Source organism: Arenimonas sp., assembly GCF_022842045.1.
In the GTDB taxonomy this organism is placed as follows: Bacteria; Pseudomonadota; Gammaproteobacteria; order Xanthomonadales; family Xanthomonadaceae; genus Arenimonas.
Genome location: NZ_JALHQI010000034.1, coordinates 1 through 16,301 on the forward strand (window position 1 = coordinate 1; position 16,301 = coordinate 16,301).

At 70.5% G+C, this 16,301-nt stretch carries 14 protein-coding genes; 9 read left to right on the top strand and 5 right to left on the bottom strand.

The window, feature by feature from the left end:
• The 7 genes from Q0C12_RS08745 to Q0C12_RS08775 all read left to right on the top strand — a co-directional run.
• On the top strand, nt 1-1,130 hold a 1,130-nt coding region (locus Q0C12_RS08745; RefSeq protein WP_290889066.1), incomplete at its 5' end, for a M48 family metalloprotease.
• An 81-nt stretch (nt 1,131-1,211) separates the two neighbouring features.
• Nucleotides 1,212-1,904 (top strand): phosphate regulon transcriptional regulator PhoB, encoded by a 693-nt coding sequence (gene phoB / locus Q0C12_RS08750; RefSeq protein WP_290889069.1) that lies wholly within the window; start codon nt 1,212-1,214, stop codon nt 1,902-1,904.
• A 31-nt stretch (nt 1,905-1,935) separates the two neighbouring features.
• Nucleotides 1,936-3,252, top strand: a complete 1,317-nt coding sequence (gene phoR, locus Q0C12_RS08755) for a phosphate regulon sensor histidine kinase PhoR (RefSeq protein WP_290889144.1) — start codon at nt 1,936-1,938, stop codon at nt 3,250-3,252.
• 68 nt (nt 3,253-3,320) lie between these two features.
• The gene (gene ppk1, locus Q0C12_RS08760) at nt 3,321-5,399 is read left to right on the top strand and encodes a polyphosphate kinase 1 (protein WP_290889071.1); all 2,079 of its coding nucleotides are present in this window, start codon (nt 3,321-3,323) and stop codon (nt 5,397-5,399) included.
• 6 nt (nt 5,400-5,405) lie between these two features.
• Complete coding sequence (ppx, locus tag Q0C12_RS08765; protein ID WP_290889074.1) at nt 5,406-6,926, top strand: exopolyphosphatase; 1,521 nt, start codon at nt 5,406-5,408, stop codon at nt 6,924-6,926.
• A gap of 72 nt (nt 6,927-6,998) precedes the next feature.
• Complete coding sequence (locus Q0C12_RS08770; RefSeq protein ID WP_290889147.1) at nt 6,999-8,126, top strand: glycosyltransferase family 1 protein; 1,128 nt, start codon at nt 6,999-7,001, stop codon at nt 8,124-8,126.
• A 44-nt stretch (nt 8,127-8,170) separates the two neighbouring features.
• Nucleotides 8,171-8,659: a phosphatase PAP2 family protein gene (locus Q0C12_RS08775; RefSeq protein ID WP_290889149.1), complete on the top strand. Its 489-nt coding sequence runs from the start codon at nt 8,171-8,173 to the stop codon at nt 8,657-8,659.
• Between the two features lie 75 nt (nt 8,660-8,734).
• Here Q0C12_RS08775 and Q0C12_RS08780 read toward each other — a convergent pair whose 3' ends face one another.
• Together Q0C12_RS08780 and Q0C12_RS08785 are read right to left on the bottom strand one after the other, a co-directional pair.
• Nucleotides 8,735-9,328 (bottom strand): GNAT family N-acetyltransferase, encoded by a 594-nt coding sequence (locus Q0C12_RS08780; protein WP_290889077.1) that lies wholly within the window; start codon nt 9,326-9,328, stop codon nt 8,735-8,737.
• Nucleotides 9,325-11,145 (bottom strand): DUF885 domain-containing protein, encoded by a 1,821-nt coding sequence (locus Q0C12_RS08785; RefSeq protein ID WP_290889080.1) that lies wholly within the window; start codon nt 11,143-11,145, stop codon nt 9,325-9,327. Before Q0C12_RS08785 ends, Q0C12_RS08780 begins: the two co-directional genes overlap by 4 nt.
• Nucleotides 11,146-11,231: 86 nt before the next feature.
• On the opposite strand from Q0C12_RS08785, the gene rlmJ reads away from it, so the two are divergent.
• Entirely contained in the window at nt 11,232-12,101 is an 870-nt protein-coding gene (gene rlmJ, locus Q0C12_RS08790; protein ID WP_290889083.1) for a 23S rRNA (adenine(2030)-N(6))-methyltransferase RlmJ, read from the top strand.
• Between the two features lie 3 nt (nt 12,102-12,104).
• The gene (locus Q0C12_RS08795) at nt 12,105-13,115 is read left to right on the top strand and encodes a zinc-dependent alcohol dehydrogenase family protein (protein ID WP_290889085.1); all 1,011 of its coding nucleotides are present in this window, start codon (nt 12,105-12,107) and stop codon (nt 13,113-13,115) included.
• A 29-nt stretch (nt 13,116-13,144) separates the two neighbouring features.
• On the opposite strand, the gene Q0C12_RS08800 is transcribed toward Q0C12_RS08795, so the two are convergent.
• The 3 genes from Q0C12_RS08800 to Q0C12_RS08810 are packed head-to-tail and all read right to left on the bottom strand — an operon-like array spanning nt 13,145 to nt 16,289.
• Nucleotides 13,145-14,362 carry an ABC transporter permease gene (locus tag Q0C12_RS08800; protein ID WP_290889088.1) on the bottom strand — a complete coding sequence of 406 codons (1,218 nt, stop codon included), beginning with the start codon at nt 14,360-14,362 and terminating at the stop codon, nt 13,145-13,147.
• Nucleotides 14,362-15,054, bottom strand: a complete 693-nt coding sequence (locus Q0C12_RS08805) for an ABC transporter ATP-binding protein (protein WP_290889091.1) — start codon at nt 15,052-15,054, stop codon at nt 14,362-14,364. The genes Q0C12_RS08800 and Q0C12_RS08805 overlap by 1 nt, the downstream gene beginning before the upstream one ends.
• Nucleotides 15,051-16,289, bottom strand: coding sequence for an efflux RND transporter periplasmic adaptor subunit (locus tag Q0C12_RS08810; RefSeq protein WP_290889094.1), 1,239 nt, complete (start codon nt 16,287-16,289; stop codon nt 15,051-15,053). The genes Q0C12_RS08805 and Q0C12_RS08810 overlap by 4 nt, the downstream gene beginning before the upstream one ends.
• Nucleotides 16,290-16,301 lie beyond the last annotated feature (12 nt).

Genomic DNA, 16,301 nt, shown 5'->3' on the forward strand with positions numbered 1-16,301 from the left:
CGATCGCGCTGTCGCAGTCGCAGGGCGGCGGCGCGCGCGCCAGCGGCGGCGGCAGCCAGGCCGGCGACGCCACCGCGGCCGCCATCACCGGCGCCGCGGCCCTGATGCAGCAGCGCCAGATCGACTACACCCGCTCGAACGAGTCCGAGGCCGACCGCGTCGGCATCCAGACCCTCGCCCGCGCGGGCTATTCACCCGGCGGCATGGCCGATTTCTTCGAGCGCATGCAGCGCGCCAGCCGCGGCAACCGCGGCGGCTACCAGCTGCCCGAGTACCTGCGCAGCCACCCGGTCACCACCACCCGCATCAGCGAAACCCGCCAGCGCGCCGAACAGCTGGCCGCGCAGCCCGGCCACGGCCCGATCCGCGCCCCCGTGGCCACCTCGCTGCTGCTGCCGGGCGAGTTCAGCCTGGGCGACAGCGGCCTGCGCGGCGGCAGCGAGGCCTTCCCCTGGGCGCGGGAGCGGCTGCGCGTGCTCAGCGCCGACAATGCGGCGGCGGCGTTGCGCGAATACCGCGCCCTGGCGAACGCGCCGGGCGCCCAAGTCAGCGACGCCCAGCGCTACGGGCTGGCCCTGGCCCAGATGCGCGGCGGCTACCCGGCCGAGGCCGAGGCCACGCTGGCCGACCTGCTCCGGCGCCATCCGGGCCAGCTGTGGCTGGAGCTGGCCCAGGCCGAGGCCGCCGGGATCGGTGGCCGCCACGCCGTCTCGCGCGAACGCTTCGAGGCCCTGGTTACCCGCCATCCCGACAACCGCGCCGTCCGCCTGGCCTACGCCGAAGGCCTGGGCAAGCAGGCCACGCCCGAGGCCGGCCGTCGCGCCCAGGCCGTGCTGCGCCCGCTTCTGGCCACCGGCGGCGACGACCCGGTGTTCCAGCGCAGCTTCGCCCGCGCCAGCGAGCTGGCCGGCGACCTCGTCCGCGCCGGCGAGGCCTACGCCGAGACCGCCTACCTCAACGGCCGCGCCGTGGACGCCCTGAACCAGCTCGACGCGCTCAAGCGCCGGGACGACCTGGACTACTACCAGCGCGCCCGCATCGAGGCTCGCATGGCCGCGATCACCCCCGTGGTGCTGGAGATGGAGCGCCAGGGCATCCGTCCGGAACAGCAGCGCCCAGACCGCCAGTAAGCCCCGCCGACCCTGTCACCCGCCGGTCACAAAAGTTTTATCTACTTGCACCACGGCCCACCCGGTGACACGGTACCCCTCGTGCAAAAACGCATCCTGATCGTCGACGATGAACCCGCCATCCGCGAGATGGTGGCCTATGCCCTGCGCAAGGGCGACTACGACCCGGTCCACGCCGGCGACGCCCGCGAGGCCCAGCACGCCATCGCGGAAAAGGTGCCCGACCTCATCCTGCTCGACTGGATGCTGCCCGGCGCCAGCGGCCTGGAGCTGGCCCGGCGCTGGCGCAAGGACGAGCTGACCCGCGACGTGCCGATCATCATGCTCACCGCCCGCGGCGAGGAGAACGACCGCGTCAGCGGCCTGGAATCGGGCGTGGACGACTACGTGGTCAAGCCCTTCTCGGCCCGCGAGCTGCTGGCCCGGATCCGGGCCGTGATGCGCCGCTCGCGCGAGGACGAAGATGACGGTTCGGTGACAGTCGGCGGCCTGCGCATCGATGGCGCCGCCCACCGCGTCTACGCCGGCGATCAGCCGGTGCACGTCGGCCCGACCGAGTACCGCCTGCTGCACTTCTTCATGACCCACGCCGAGCGCGTGTATTCGCGCACCCAGCTGCTGGACCACGTCTGGGGCGGCAACGTCTACGTCGAGGAGCGAACCGTGGACGTGCACATCCGCCGCCTGCGCAAGGCGCTCGAGCCCTACCGCCTGGACGACATGGTGCAGACCGTGCGCGGCTCCGGCTACCGCTTCTCCGCCGCGGCGGCCTGAGGATGGGCGACCGCCGGACATGAGCGTATCGATGCTGCTTCGGCTGGCCTGGCGCCAGTCCCTGATCCGGATGCTGCTGTTTTATGCCTTCGCGCTCGGCATCGGGCTGGCGCTGGGCGAACCCTGGTGGGCCCTGGGCCTGGCCACCGCGGTGCTGGCGGCGCGCGCCTACTGGCGCCTGTACCGGGTGCTGCGCTTCCTGGACTGGCGCAAGCAGCTGCGCACCGTGGACGGGCAGGGCCTGTGGGCCGCGCTGGAAACCCTGATCCACCGCCGCCAGACCGAGAACCGCAGCCGCGGCCGGCGCTTGGTGCGCCTGCTGCGGGCCTATCGCCAGGCAGCGACCGCGATGCCCGACGGCGCCCTGGTGATCCAGCGCCGCGATGGCCGCCTGGTCTGGTTCAACAAGACCGCGCGCCGCCTGCTGGGCCTGCACTACCCGCAGAGCCTGGAGACGCCCCTGCTCGACTGCTTCCCCGAGCAGCCGCGCGTGCGCGAGTGGCTGGCCGCCGGCCAGACCGACGAGCCGCTGCTCGACCTGGCCAGCCCGGCGGACCCGATGGTGCGCATCAGCCTGCGCCTGATCCCCTACTCCGCCACCCAGTGGATGGTGGTGGTGCGCGACGTCACCAAGCTGATGCGGCTCGAACAGGTGCGCCGCGACTTCGTAGCCAACGTCTCGCACGAGCTGCGCACGCCGCTGACCGTGGTGCACGGCTACCTCGACATGATCGAGCCCGAGGAACACCCCGAGCTGGCGGTGATGGTGGAGGAGATGCGCCGGCAGTCGCAGCGCATGACCCAGCTGGTCGAGGACCTGCTGACGCTGTCGCGGCTCGAGGCCCAGGAGCACCTTCCCGAGGAGCCGCTGGCGATGGCGCCGATGCTGGTCACCCTGCGGCGCGAGGCCGAGGCGCTGAGCCAGGGTCGCCACAAGATCGTCGTCGAGGACGCCGCCGGCTGCGACCTGGTCGGCTCGGTGAAGGAGCTGCACAGTGCCTTCTCGAACCTTGTCAGCAATGCCGTGCGCTACACGCCCACCGACGGCCGCATCGTCATCCGCTTCGAGCGCACCGCCGACCGCGGCGCCCGCCTCGCGGTGCAGGACAGCGGCCAGGGCATCCCGGCCCAGCACCTGCCGCGCATCACCGAGCGCTTCTACCGGGTCTCCACCAGCCGCTCGCGCGAATCGGGCGGCACCGGCCTCGGCCTGTCCATCGTCAAGCACGTGCTGAGCCTGCACCAGGCCTGGCTGGAGATCGACAGCGAAGTGGGCCGCGGCAGCACCTTCGCCTGCGTCTTCGGCCCGGCCCGGGTGCGGCCGCGCGACGCCGCCGGCGAGGCCTGACGCCTCCGCATCGCCCGCCCGGCGTAAGCTAGGGCACCCCACCGGCGCCATCGCCCCACGAACCGACCATGAGCCCAGACTTGCCCGAAGCCCTCGACCTGCACGCCCCGGGGCTCTACCTCAACCGCGAGCTGTCCCAGCTGGAGTTCAACTTCCGCGTGCTGGCGCAGGCCCAGGACCCTTCGGTGCCGCTGCTCGAGCGCCTGAAGTACCTGTGCATCAGCTGCACCAACCTCGACGAGTTCTTCGAGATCCGCGCGGCCACCGTGCGCACCGCCCAGCAGTTCGGCGGCCCGCTGCCGCCCGACGGCATCCCGCCGACCCAGGCGCTGGAGCTCATCCACGACAAGGCCGCCAGCCTGGTCGAAGAGCAGTACCGCTACTGGAACGAAACCCTGCGGCCCGAGCTCAACGCCGCCGGCATCCGCATCCTCGCGCACTCGTCCTGGAACGCGCGCCAGAAGAAGTGGCTGCACAAGTACTTCCAGGACGAACTGCTGCCGGTGCTGTCGCCGCTGGGCCTGGACCCGGTGCATCCGTTCCCGCGCATCCTCAACAAGTCGCTGAACGTGGTGGTGGTGCTCGAGGGCAAGGACGCGTTCGGCCGCAGCGGCGGCATGGCGATCGTGCGCGCGCCGCGCTCGCTGCCGCGCATCATCCAGCTGCCGCCGGAAGTCTCGGGCGGCCAGCATGATTTCGTGCTGCTTTCGGCCGTGCTCACCGCCTTCGTGGATGATCTTTTCACGGGCATGAAGGTCAAGGGCGCCTACCAGTTCCGCGTCACCCGCAACTCCGAGCTGTTCGTGGACGAGGAGGAAGTGGAGAACCTGGCCAGCGCGCTCAAGGACGAACTCGCCAGCCGCGGCTTCCGCCCCGCGGTGCGGCTGGAGATCGCCGAGCACTGCCCCAAGCCGATCGTCGCCATCCTGCTGCAGAACTTCGGCCTGACCGAGAACGCGGTGTACCGCATCAACGGCCCGGTCAACCTCAACCGCGTCACCCAGGTCTACGACCTGGTGAACCGGCCCGAGCTCAAGTTCCGCCCGTTCCGGCAGCGGCCCGCCGACCTCGACGAGGATTCGCCCTTCACCACGCTGCGCCAGGGCGACGTGCTGCTGCACCACCCCTACCAGAGCTTCCAGTCGGTGCTCGACCTGCTGCAGCACGCCGCCAACGACCCGGACGTGCTGGCGATCAAGCAGACGCTCTACCGCACCGGCAAGGACAGCAAGATCATCGAGCACCTGATCACGGCCGCCCGCAACGGCAAGGACGTGACCGTGGTGGTCGAGCTGCGCGCGCGCTTCGACGAGGAGGCCAACATCCGCTTGGCCGACCAGCTGCAGGAGGCCGGCGTGCAGGTGATGTACGGCGTGGTGGGCTACAAGACCCACGCCAAGATGATGCTGATCGTGCGCCGCGAGGGGAAGAAGCTGCAGCGCTACGTGCACCTGGGCACCGGCAACTACCACGCCGGCACCGCCCGCGTGTACACCGACATCGGCCTGATGACCGCCGACCCGGACATCGCCGCCGACGTGCACGACATCTTCCACCAGCTCTCGGGCCTGGCGCCGAAGATCAAGCTGCGCCGGCTGCTGCAGTCGCCCTTCACCCTGCACGCGGCGCTGCTCAAGAAGATCGCCCGCGAGGCCGAGCTGGCCCGCGCCGGCAAGGGTGGCCGCATCATCGCCAAGATGAACGCACTCAACGAGCCCGGCGTGATCCGCGCGCTGTACGAGGCCTCGCAGGCGGGCGCGAAGATCGACCTGATCGTGCGCGGCGCCTGCTGCCTGCGGCCGGGCGTGCCGGGCGTGTCGGAGAACATCCGGGTGCGCTCGGTGATCGGCCGCTTCCTAGAGCACAGCCGCGTTTACTGGTTCGGCAACGGCGGCAAGCCCGAGATCTTCTGCTCCAGCGCCGACTGGATGGAGCGCAACCTGATGCGCCGGGTGGAGACCTGCTTCCCCATCCTCGACCCGAAGCTGGCCGAGCGCGTCTACGACGAGGAGCTGGCCAACTACCTGGCCGACAACCTCAACGCCTGGGTGCTGCACGAGGACGGCCACTACGCGCGGGTCTCGCCGCCGGAGGGCGAGATGCCTTATTCTGCGCAGGGCGCGCTACTCGCCCGTCTTTGCGGATGACACCGGATGCCGACTGAAGCCGAGCAGCCACTGAAAGATGGTGACCTGCTGGCCGCGGTCGACCTGGGCTCCAACAGTTTCCACATGGTCGTGGCCCGCTACGTGCTGGGCCAGCTGCGCATCGTCGACCGCATCAAGGAAACCGTGCGCCTGGCCGAGGGCCTGGACGGCGAAGGCGGCCTCAACCCCGACGTGATGCCGCGCGCGCTCGACTGCCTGGCCCGCTTCGGCCAGCGGCTCGACACCATCCCGGCGCACCGCGTGCGCGCCATCGCCACCAACACCGTGCGTGCGCTGCGCAACCCGCAGGGCTTCCTGATGCCGGCCGAAACCGCGCTAGGGCACGGCATCGAGATCGTCGCCGGCCGCGAGGAGGCGCGCCTGATCTACCTGGGCGTGGCGCACGGCAGCCCGCCGGCCGAAGGCAAACGCCGGCTGGTGATGGACATCGGCGGCGGCAGCACCGAGTTCATCATCGGCGAGGGCTTCGAGGCGGTGGAGCGCGAGAGCCTGCAGATGGGCTGCATCGCCACCACCCGCCGGTTCTTCGGCGACGGCAAGCTCTCGCGCAAGCGCTGGAAGGAGGCCCGCACCGAGATCACCGCCGAGTTCCAGCAGTTCACCAGCGCCTACCGCCGCCGTGGCTGGCACGATGCCATGGGCTCGTCGGGCACCATCAAGGCGATCTGCGACATCTCGATCGCACTCAAGATCACCAAGGCCTCGATCACCGCGCAGAGCCTGGACGCGATCCGCGAGAAGCTGCTCGAGTTCGACAAGCTCGAGGACATCCGGCTGCCGGGCCTGTCGTCCGAGCGCAGGCCGATCATCGCCGGTGGCCTGCTGGTGCTCGACGCCGCCTTCTCCGAGCTCGGCATCGAGCGCATGTACGTCAGCGACCATGCGATGCGCGAGGGCGTGCTGTACGACCTGGTCGGCCGCGCCAGCGAAACCGACCCCCGCGAGGCGTCCATCGTCGCGCTGAGCAACCGCTATGGCGTCGATCCCGCGCAGTCGGCGCGGGTCGAGGCCACCGCGCTGCGGCTGTTCGACCAGGTCGAGGCGGCCTGGGGCCTGGACGGCGACAACCGCCGGCTGCTGGCCTGGGCCGCGCGCATCCACGAGCTGGGGCTGGCGATCGCCCACAGCCAGTACCACCAGCACGGCGCCTACGTGGTCGAGCACTCCGACATCGCCGGCTTCTCGCGCACCGAGCAGCAGATCCTGGCCGCACTGGTGCGCAACCAGCGCCGCGGCGTCCACCTGGGCAGCATCGAGAAGCTGCCCGACCGCCTGATCCCCAACACCCTGCGCTGCGCCCTGCTTCTGCGCCTGGCGGTGCTGCTGCACCGCAGCCACGAGCGCGACCCGCTGCCGCTGGCCGAAGCCACCGCCGACGGCGACACGCTGTCGATCAAGCTGTCCAAGCGTTGGCTCGAAGGCCACCCGCTGACCCGCCTGGACCTCGAGACCGAGCGGGAGCACCTCCAGGAAATCGGCCGCAAGCTGGTCATCAAGGCCGCCTGAGTCACGGCGCTGCAACCCGGCGGTCACGGCACTGGCACGGGCGCACGGCAGCCTGTCGCCATGGACAGACTCCTGCACATCGAACTGGTCACCGAGACCTACCCGCCGGACGTCAACGGCGTCGCCCTCACCGTGCAGTCGCTCGAGCACGGGCTGCGCCAGCAGGGCCACACGGTCGGCATCGTCCGCCCGCAGCGCGACGACGAGAGCCCGCGGCCCGACCCCGGCCTGCTGCTGGTGGAAGGCGCGCCGATCCCCCGCTACCCCGGCCTGCGCTTCGGCCTGCCCGCCGGCAAGCGGCTGGCGGCGCGCTGGATGGCGCAGCGGCCCGACGCGGTCTACATCGCCACCGAAGGCCCGCTGGGCTGGTCCGCGCTGCGCGCCTGCCGCCGGCTGGGCATCCCGGTGGCCACCGGCTTCCACACCCGCTTCGACGACTACGTCGGCCGCTACGGCGCCGGCTTCCTGAGCCCCTGGGTGTTCTCGTGGCTGCGGCGCTTCCACAACAAGGCCGACGCCACCCTGGTGCCGACCCGCGAGCTCGAGGACGACCTGCGCCAGCAGGGCTTCCGCCACGTGCGCCGGCTGGGCCGCGCGGTGGACACCCGGCAGTTCCATCCCGGCTGGCGCGACGAAACGCTGCGGGCGCAGTGGTCGCCGGATGGCGCGCCGATCGTGCTGCACGTCGGCCGCATCGCGCCCGAGAAGAACCTGCCGCTGGCGGTGCGCAGCTTCCGCGCGCTGCAGGCGGAGCGGCCGGGCGCGCGCTTCGTGTGGGTTGGCGACGGCCCGGCACGCGCGGAGCTGCAGGCGGCCAACCCCGACTTCATCTTCGCCGGCGTGCAGCGCGGCGATGCACTGGCGCGGCACTTCGCCAGCGCCGACCTGTTCTGCTTCCCCAGCCTGTCGGAAACCTTCGGCAACGTGACGCTCGAAGCCATGGCCAGCGGCCTGGCCACGGTCGCGTTCGACTACGGTGCGGCGCGCGAGCATCTGTGCAACGGGGCGCACGGCGCCACGGCGGCCTTCGGCGACGAGGCAGGCTTCGTGGACGCGTTCGTGCGGACCGGGCTGCGCCCGGATCTCGCGACGCTCGGCAGCGCGGCCCGGCAAGCGGTGCTGCACCTCGAGCCGGGCCAGGTGGCCGCGGACTTCGCCGCCCTGCTCGGGGCGCTCAGCCACTGGCGGGAAGCCGCGTGAGCCCGCGCACCCGCCGGCTCGTCCTTCGCGAGCACGGTTGGTGCCTGGCCGCCAATCGCCTGGGCGCGCGCGCCTGGGTGCGACTCTACTTCCGCGCCGTCAGCCGGCTTGGTGACGGGGCTTTCTGGTACGCGCTGATGGCGGCGCTGGTGCTGTTCGACGGCTGGCGCGGCCTCGCGGTGTCGGCGCAGCTGGCCGCCACCGGCCTGGTCGCGCTGACGATGTACCGCAAGCTCAAGCGCTGGACCCGACGCCCGCGCCCCTTCGCGGCCGATGGCCGCATCCGCGCCTGGGAAGCGCCGCTCGACGAGTTCTCGTTCCCCTCCGGGCACACGCTGCACGCGGTGTCCTTCACCCTGGTCGCGCTCGCGCACTACCCGATGCTGGCCTGGCTGCTGGTGCCCTTCACCGCCAGCGTCGCCGCGTCGCGCGTGGTCCTGGGCCTGCACTACCCCAGCGACGTGCTGGCGGCGTCGGGCATCGCCTCGGCACTGGCGGCGCTGTCGGTCTGGGCCTTCCAAGCGATGCTCTGACATCCGTGTGGGAGGGACTTCAGTCCCGACGCCCTTCGCCAGGAAGCATCGGGACGGAAGTCCCTCCCACAGTGTTCAGATCGGGCGCAGCCAGAAGGTGAGCGGCTTCTCCGTGGGCTTGTCCTCGCCGATTTCCTGCCAGGCCAGCCGCACTGTCATGCCCGGCTGGCGCACGTAGCCACGGCCGGCCCAGAAGCTTTCGTTGCCGCGATATCCCGCGGGGCGCCGCGGGTCGTCGTCGGCACGATCTACCGCACAGAAGCCCGTGGTCGAAAAGCGGCCAAGCGCGCGCGCATGCGCTTCGCGCTCGTCGAAGAACCGGCGGCCGATACCGCGGCCCCGATAGGCAGGCAGCAGCACGGATTCCCCGAAGTAAAACACCTCGCCCACGTCGCGACCGGCATCCAGGAAAGGCTGCTGGAACTCGGCGGTGTCGTCGGCCAGCGGCAGGCCGGTGGACGCCCCCACCACCGCGTCGCCGTCGAACGCGAGCACGAACACGCTGTCGGGCGAGCGCGAGTAGGCCCGCAGGTAGTCCTGCTCGTAGCCGAAATCGCCCGCATACAGGTAGGGCCAGTCGCGGAACACGGCGATGCGCAGCCGCGCCACGGCATCCAGCCACGGACCGATGGCAGCGCCGGCCAGGCGCCGCACCGCGAGCTCGCTCACTTCGCCGCCTGCTCGCCGATCCAGGCGTCCACGCGCCGCTCCAGCAGCGCCATCGGCATCGAGCCGCCGCCCAGCACCAGGTCGTGGAAGGCGCGTGCGTCGAACTTCGGACCCAGCGCCGAGCGCGCCTTCTCGCGCATCGCCAGAATGCGGTTCATGCCGACCTTGTAGGCCAGCGCCTGCCCCGGCATCACCAGGTAGCGCTCGATCTCGGCCACCACGTCGGTCTCGGGCATGCCGGTCTTGTCGCGCATGTAGGCGATGGCCTGCTCGCGGGTCCAGCGCTGGTCGTGCATGCCGGTGTCGACCACCAGGCGCACGGCGCGGAACATCTCGGCCTGCAGCCGACCCAGGTTGTCGAGTGGCTTCGACTGGAAGCCCTCTTCCCAGGCCAGCCGCTCGGCGTACAGCGCCCAGCCTTCCGAGAACGCGGTGAACGGCAGGATCTTCCGGAACATCGGCACACCGGTCATTTCCTGCTGCAGCGCGATCTGGAAGTGATGCCCCGGGATCGCCTCGTGGTAGGCCAGCGTGCGCATGCCGAAGCGCGCCACTTCCGCGGTGTTGCGCAGGTTGAGGTAGAACACGCCGGGCCGCGAACCATCGAACGCGGGCGCGTTGTAGTAGGCGCCGGCCGACGTCTGCTCGCGGAACACGGGGATGCGCTCGACCCTGACGCCCGCCGAAGGCCGCACGTTGAACAGGCCGCCGATGCCGGCGTCGATCTCGCGGATGATCGCGTCGAAGTCGGCCAGGATCGCGGCGCGGCCTTCGTCAGTGTCCGGGTAAAGCTGGTCGGGGCGGGCCGCGATCTGCTGCACGCGCTCGCCGATGCTGCCCTCCACCAGGCCTTCGGCGACCAGGATCGCGTCCATCTCCGCCTCGATTCGCGCCACTTCGGACAGGCCCATCGCGTGGATCTCGGCCGGCGTCATGTCGGTGGTGGTGTTCTGCTTCACCTGCCAGGCGTAGAACGCGGCGCCGTCGGGCAGCGCCCAGACGCCGTGGTTGCCCGTGGTCCTGGGCAGCAGCGCCTCGTAGTGGGCGATGTAGCGGCGGTAGGCGGGCTGCACGGCCTCGACGATGGCCGTCTGCGCTTCGGCCAGCAGGGCCTCGCGGGTGGTCGCGTCCATGTCGCCCTCGGGCACCTTCGCCAGCTTCTCCTGGAACGAGGTGTAGAGGATGTTCTCCGCGGCCGGCGCGTCCGCAAACAGGCGCATCTCGGCCAGCACCTTCTGGACCACGAAGGTCGGCGGCAGGATGCCCGCGGCCTCGCGGGCCTCCAGCCCTTCCATCACCTGGCCGCTGGCGACCGGGAACTTACGCAGGCGCGCCAGGTAGTCGCGGGCCTCGCCCTCGGAGGCCACCGGGTGCTGGGTGGCCAGGAAGGTCGGCAGCTGGCTCTGCACGCCGAACATCTGGTTGAGCGGGTAATCGTGCAGCGCGAAGCGCTCGCCCTCGGCCTGGGTGGCCAGGAAGTACTCAAGCATGTCGTAAGACAGCTTGCGGCCTTCGTCCAGGGACTGGCGGTCGTACTCGCGCAACGTGGCCAGGTCGTCGCGCAGCTTCTGCTGCAGTTCGCGCTGGCGGGCCGGCGAGCGGTCGGTCAGGTCGTCGCTGAACCAGTCGGCCCAGGGCGGCAGCATCCGCATCGAGCTGAGCAACTCGGGGTCGTCCACCGCGTACTCGATGAAGACGCGCTCGAAGAACCAGTCGATCTTCAGTGGCCGGGCATAAACGGTGTGCAGCACCAGCGCGGCGAGGGCCAGCAGGCTGGCCAGCAGCAGCCAGGTGGTCCAGCGGATCAGGGTTCTCATCGGTTCACTCCTTGGCCAGGCCGGGACCATACCAGAGCCGGCCCGGCGGCCGCCCGTGCGCCGGGCCGGGGCGGTAGACTGGCGCCATGAACTATCGCCACGGATTCCACGCCGGCAACCACGCGGACGTGCTCAAGCACCTGGTCCTGGTGTCGCTGCTCGACGCGCTCAAGAAAAAGGAAGCCCCCTTCTTCGTGGTCGACACCCATGCCGGCCGCGGTCGCTACGACCTGGCCGGCCTGCAGGCCAGCCGCACCGGCGAAGCGAAGGCCGGCATCCGCAAGCTGTGGACCCTCGCCGCGTCCATGCCGAGCCCGCCGCCTGCCCTCGCCCGCTATCTGGCGGCCGTAGCCGACGCCCACGCCGGCGCGCCCGACACCTATCCCGGCTCGCCGCTGATCGTGTCCCAGGCCCTGCGCCCGCAGGACCGGCTGGCCGCCTGCGAGCTGCTGCCCGACGAAGCCAACGCGCTCAAGGGCGTCCTGGCCCACGACCCGCACAGCCACGTCCACGCCCGCGATGGCTACGCGGCGCTCAAGGCCCTGCTACCCCCGCGCGATGGCGCCACCAGGTTCGCGCGCGCGCTCGTGCTCGTCGACCCGCCCTACGAGGCACAGGACGAGGAGTACCCGCTGATCACCGGCGCCTTGGCCGACGCCCTGCAGCGCTTCCCGCAGGGCATCTTCGCCATCTGGTACCCGATCAAGCAGCGGCCCAGCCTGCATCCGTTCTTCCGCAAGGTCGCCACCCTGCCGGTGAAGTCGGCGCTGGCGATCGAACTGCTGGTTCGCCCCGACGACTCCCCGCTGCGCATGAACGGCAGCGGCATGCTGCTGCTCAATCCGCCCTGGCAGATCGAGAAGGACATCGAGCCCGCCCTCAAACCCCTCGCCCAGGCCATGGGCGAAGCCGGCGCCTCCTGGCGCCTCACGTGGTTGAAGCAAGACAAGGCCTGAGCCATGAAAGCGAAGAAAGCGCAGTACAGCCAGCGCGGCCCGGTGCCGCAGGACGTGATAGGTGCGGTCGAGTTCGAACTGCCCGCGTTGGCGCCGGGGCAGGTGCGCGTAGCCGTGCTGGCCTCGCCCATCAATCCCTCCGACGTGCTCACCCTGACCGGCGAGTACGGCCTGCTGCCGCCGCTGCCCGCCACCGGCGGCAACGAGGGCGTGGGCCGCGTCATCGAATGCGGCGAAGGCGTGTCGGCCCCGGCCGTGGGCAGCCTGGTGCTGCTGCCGGTGGGCTGCGGCACCTGGACCACGCATCTGGACCTGCCGGCCAAGCACCTGGTCGAGCTGCCGCACGACGTCGACCCGGTGCAGCTGTCGATGCTGACGGTGAACCCGCCGACGGCGCTGCTGATGCTCACCGAGTTCGTGGACCTGCAGCCCGGCGACTGGGTGATCCAGAACGCGGCCAATTCGGCCGTCGGCGGCTACCTGATCCAGCTGGCCAAGCTGCGGGGCCTCAACACCATCAACGTGGTGCGACGCGCGTCCGCCATCGAGGCGGTGAAGGCGAGCGGCGCCGAGCACGTGGTCGTGGACGCCGAGGACCTGCCCAAGCGGGTGCGCGAGGCCACCGGCGGGGCGCATGTCAAGCTGGCGATCGACTGCGTCGGCGGCGTCAGCACCGAGAACCTGGCGCGCTGCCTCGACGAGGGCGGCACGCTGGTGAACTACGGGGCGATGAGCGGCGAGCGCTGCATGATCTCGCCGCGCTACTTCGTGTTCCGCGACATCACGCTGCGGGGGTTCTGGCTGTCGCAGTGGTTCAAGCAGGCGACGCCGCAGAAGCGCGCCGAGGTCTTCGGCCACATCGCGGGCCTGATCGCGGAAGGCAAGCTGCAGGCGCGGGTGCAGGCCACCTACGACCTGGACCACATCAAGCAGGCGGTGCAGGCCGCCGCCAGCGGCGCCCGCGACGGCAAGATCGTCGTCGAACCGAACGGGCCTCCGCGGGCTGCCATCTGAAGTTCTGGCGCCGGCCACCAGGTAGCGAATCACTCGTAACGAAGCGCTTCGATGGGGTCGAGGCTCGCGGCCTTGGAGGCGGGCATGATCCCGAAGATCATGCCGACCAGGGCCGAGAAGCCCGCCGCGGCGAAGATGACCCAGAGCGGGACCGACGCGTCGGGGAAGCCCGGGATCAGGCTGGCCACGCCGACGCCGATGCCGATGCCCAGCAAGATCCCGATCAGGCCGCCCAGCAACGCCAGCAGCGCCGCCTCGAGCAGGAACTGCACCAGGATGTCGCGGCGCGTCGCGCCTAGCGCTTTGAGGATGCCGATCTCGCGCGTCCGCTCCGTCACCGACACCAGCATGATGTTCATGATGCCGATGCCGCCGACCAGCAGCGAGATGCTGACCACGCCGGCCAGCACCGCCGTCACCGTGCCGGTGATCTGCTCGAACTGCTTGACGAAGGAATCGGCCGCCTGGATGCGGAAATCGTCCTCCTGGTCGGGCTTGAGCCGGTGCGAGATACGGATCGCCCGCTTGGCGCGCTCGCGCAGCGCCTCCACGTCCTCCAGGCTCTCGGCGGTGAAGGAGATTGACATGCGCGTGTTGACGTTGTTGCCCGTCATCGCCCGGCCCACGTCGAAGGGAATCAGCACCAGGTTGTCCTGGCTGAAGCCCAGCAGCTCGCCGCGCTTCTCCATCACGCCCACCACCTTGAACCACTCGGTACCGAGCCGGATGAACTCCCCGATCGGATCCTCCGGCAGGTCCAGGTCCTCGATGACCTTGTAGCCGACGACGGCGACCCGGCGACGCCCGACGTCGTCGCTGGCGACGATGAAGCGGCCCCGCTCGGGATAGATGCCCCGCACGGCGGTGAAATCCGCCGTGGTGCCGATGACCTGCGGGCTGCTGAGGCGGCCGCGGAATCCGACGGCGGTCGGCACCAGCATGGTCGGCACCACCTGGGCCACGCCGGGCACCCGGTAGCGCAGGGTGTCCACGTCGTTGAAGCTGAGGAAATTCTCCTTGCCCACCGAGGCGTCGGCGAAGGGCGTGTAGGGCTGCAGGGTCAGCGCGCTGCCGCCGAGGTCGGCGAACTGGTCCGAGACCGACTTGGAGAAGCCTTGCACCAGCGACACCACGGCGATCACCGACGCGGTGCCGATCAGGATGCCGAGCGTGGTCAGGAAGCTGCGCATCCGGTGCGCCATCAGGCTGGTCAGCGCGGCGCGGAAGGCTTCGAGGAAGGCGTACATCAGTGCACCTCGCGGGGCGGGTTCTGGCGGTCCTCGACGATCTTGCCGTCGCTGACGCGCAGGGTGCGCCGGCAGTGCGCGGCGATGTCGGGCTCGTGCGTCACCACCACCACGGTCTGGCCGCTGCGGTGGACCTCGTCGAACAGCGCCATGATTTCTTCCGAGGTGCGCGAATCGAGGTTGCCGGTCGGTTCGTCGGCCAACAGGATCGAGGGCTTGCCAACCAGGGCGCGGGCCACGGCCACGCGCTGGCGCTGGCCGCCGGAGAGCTGGTTGGGGCGGTGGCCGAGCCGGTTGCCCAGGCCCACCTGCTCCAGCGCTTCCTTCGCCCGCCGCGCGCGCTCGGCGCGCGGGATGCCGCGGTACACCAGCGGCTGCATCACGTTCTCAAGCACCGTGAGGCGCGGCAGCAGGTGGAAGCTCTGGAACACGAAGCCAATCTCCTGGTTGCGCACCTGGGCCAGCTCGTTGTCGGTCATGGACGAGGTATCGCGGCCATTGAGCACGTAGGTGCCTTCGCTGGGCGTGTCCAGGCAGCCGATGAGGTTCATCAGCGTCGACTTGCCCGAGCCGGACGGGCCGATCAGGGCGACGTACTCGTTGCGTCCGATGTGCAGGTCGACGCCGGCCAGGGCCATCAACTCCTCCTCGCCCATCAGGTAGCGCTTGACGATGCCGCTGAGCCGGATCATTCGGAGGCGGCCTCTTCGTCCGACTCTTCGCCCGCCTCGTCGTCCGCGCCCGCCTTGGCCTTGTCCGCCGCCTTGTCCTCGGCCTCGCGGATGCGCTCGCCTTCGATCAGGCCGCGCAGCAGCTTGGCCGGGCCACGGATCACGCGGTCGCCCGCCGACAGGCCGGAGGTGATCTCCTCCCACTTGTCGTCCGACAGGCCCACTTCGACGACCACTTTGGTGGCGCGACCGTCGCGGTCCACCCACACGTGGCGGGTGACCTTCTTGTCCTCGTCCACCTCGGTGCCCACCGCCTCGACCGGCACCGCCAGCTTGGTGCCACCGTCGCCGAGGAAGATGTCGGCGCGGGCGCTCATGCCCGACCGCAGCGCCAGGCCCTCCGGCGGCGACAGCTCGGCGGTGACCAGGTAGGAACGGCCCTGGTTCTCCAGCGTGGGCGCCAGCGCCACTTGCTCGACTTTGCCCGCGATGGCGGTGTCCGGGAACGCGGCGGCGTAGACCTCCACTTCCTGGCCCAGCGCGATCTTGGCCACGTCGGCCTCGTCCACCTTCAGGTCGGCCTGGATCGACGAGGTGTCGGCGATCTTCATCAGCTGCGCGCCGGCGAAGGCGTTGGTCGAGGCAATCGCGGTCTCGCCGACCTTGATCGGCAGGGCCACGATGACGCCGCCGATCGGGGCGCGGATGTCGGTCTTCGACAGCTGCTCGCGGGCCTCGCCCAGGATGGCGTCGGCGCGGCGCAGCGCTTCCTGGCTGCTGTCGAGCTCGACCTTGGCCAGGTCGCGCGCGTTGCGCAGGTCATCGAACTCGCTCTGGCCGATCATCTTCTGCGCCACCAGCTGCTCGCCGCGAGCCAGCCGCTTCTCGGCCAGCGCCAGCGCCAGGCGCTGGCGCTCGATGCTGATCACGGCCTGGCGGCGCGTGGCCTGCTCGCGGTCGATGGCGTTGCGGTAGGTCTCGGGGTCCAGCCGCAGCAGCAGCTGGCCCTTCTCCACCGTGTCGCCCTCCTCGACCAGGATCTCGCGCACCTTGGCCACCAGCTCCGAGGTCAGGTCGACCTCGTTGCGGTAGGCCAGCACGCCGGAGGCGAGGATGGTCGGCCGGATTTCCTGCTCGGCGGCGATGGCGATCTCGACTTCCTTGCTCGACTCGCCGCGGGTCATCTTCACCAGCAGCGGGATGGCGATCACGGCCACGATCGCCGCGAGGGCGATGTACTTCTTGTTGGGTTTCATCACTCTCTTCCG

What these genes read in the sequence shown, in the direction of transcription:
- Q0C12_RS08810 (WP_290889094.1), bottom strand. Translation starts at nt 16,289, where the DNA reads ATGAAACCCAACAAGAAGTACATCGCCCTCGCGGCGATCGTGGCCGTG.
- ppx (WP_290889074.1), top strand. Translation starts at nt 5,406, where the DNA reads ATGCCGACTGAAGCCGAGCAGCCACTGAAAGATGGTGACCTGCTGGCC.
- Q0C12_RS08800 (WP_290889088.1), bottom strand. Translation starts at nt 14,362, where the DNA reads ATGTACGCCTTCCTCGAAGCCTTCCGCGCCGCGCTGACCAGCCTGATG.
- Q0C12_RS08795 (WP_290889085.1), top strand. Translation starts at nt 12,105, where the DNA reads ATGAAAGCGAAGAAAGCGCAGTACAGCCAGCGCGGCCCGGTGCCGCAG.
- phoR (WP_290889144.1), top strand. Translation starts at nt 1,936, where the DNA reads ATGCTGCTTCGGCTGGCCTGGCGCCAGTCCCTGATCCGGATGCTGCTG.
- Q0C12_RS08785 (WP_290889080.1), bottom strand. Translation starts at nt 11,145, where the DNA reads ATGAGAACCCTGATCCGCTGGACCACCTGGCTGCTGCTGGCCAGCCTG.
- Q0C12_RS08805 (WP_290889091.1), bottom strand. Translation starts at nt 15,054, where the DNA reads ATGATCCGGCTCAGCGGCATCGTCAAGCGCTACCTGATGGGCGAGGAG.
- rlmJ (WP_290889083.1), top strand. Translation starts at nt 11,232, where the DNA reads ATGAACTATCGCCACGGATTCCACGCCGGCAACCACGCGGACGTGCTC.
- ppk1 (WP_290889071.1), top strand. Translation starts at nt 3,321, where the DNA reads ATGAGCCCAGACTTGCCCGAAGCCCTCGACCTGCACGCCCCGGGGCTC.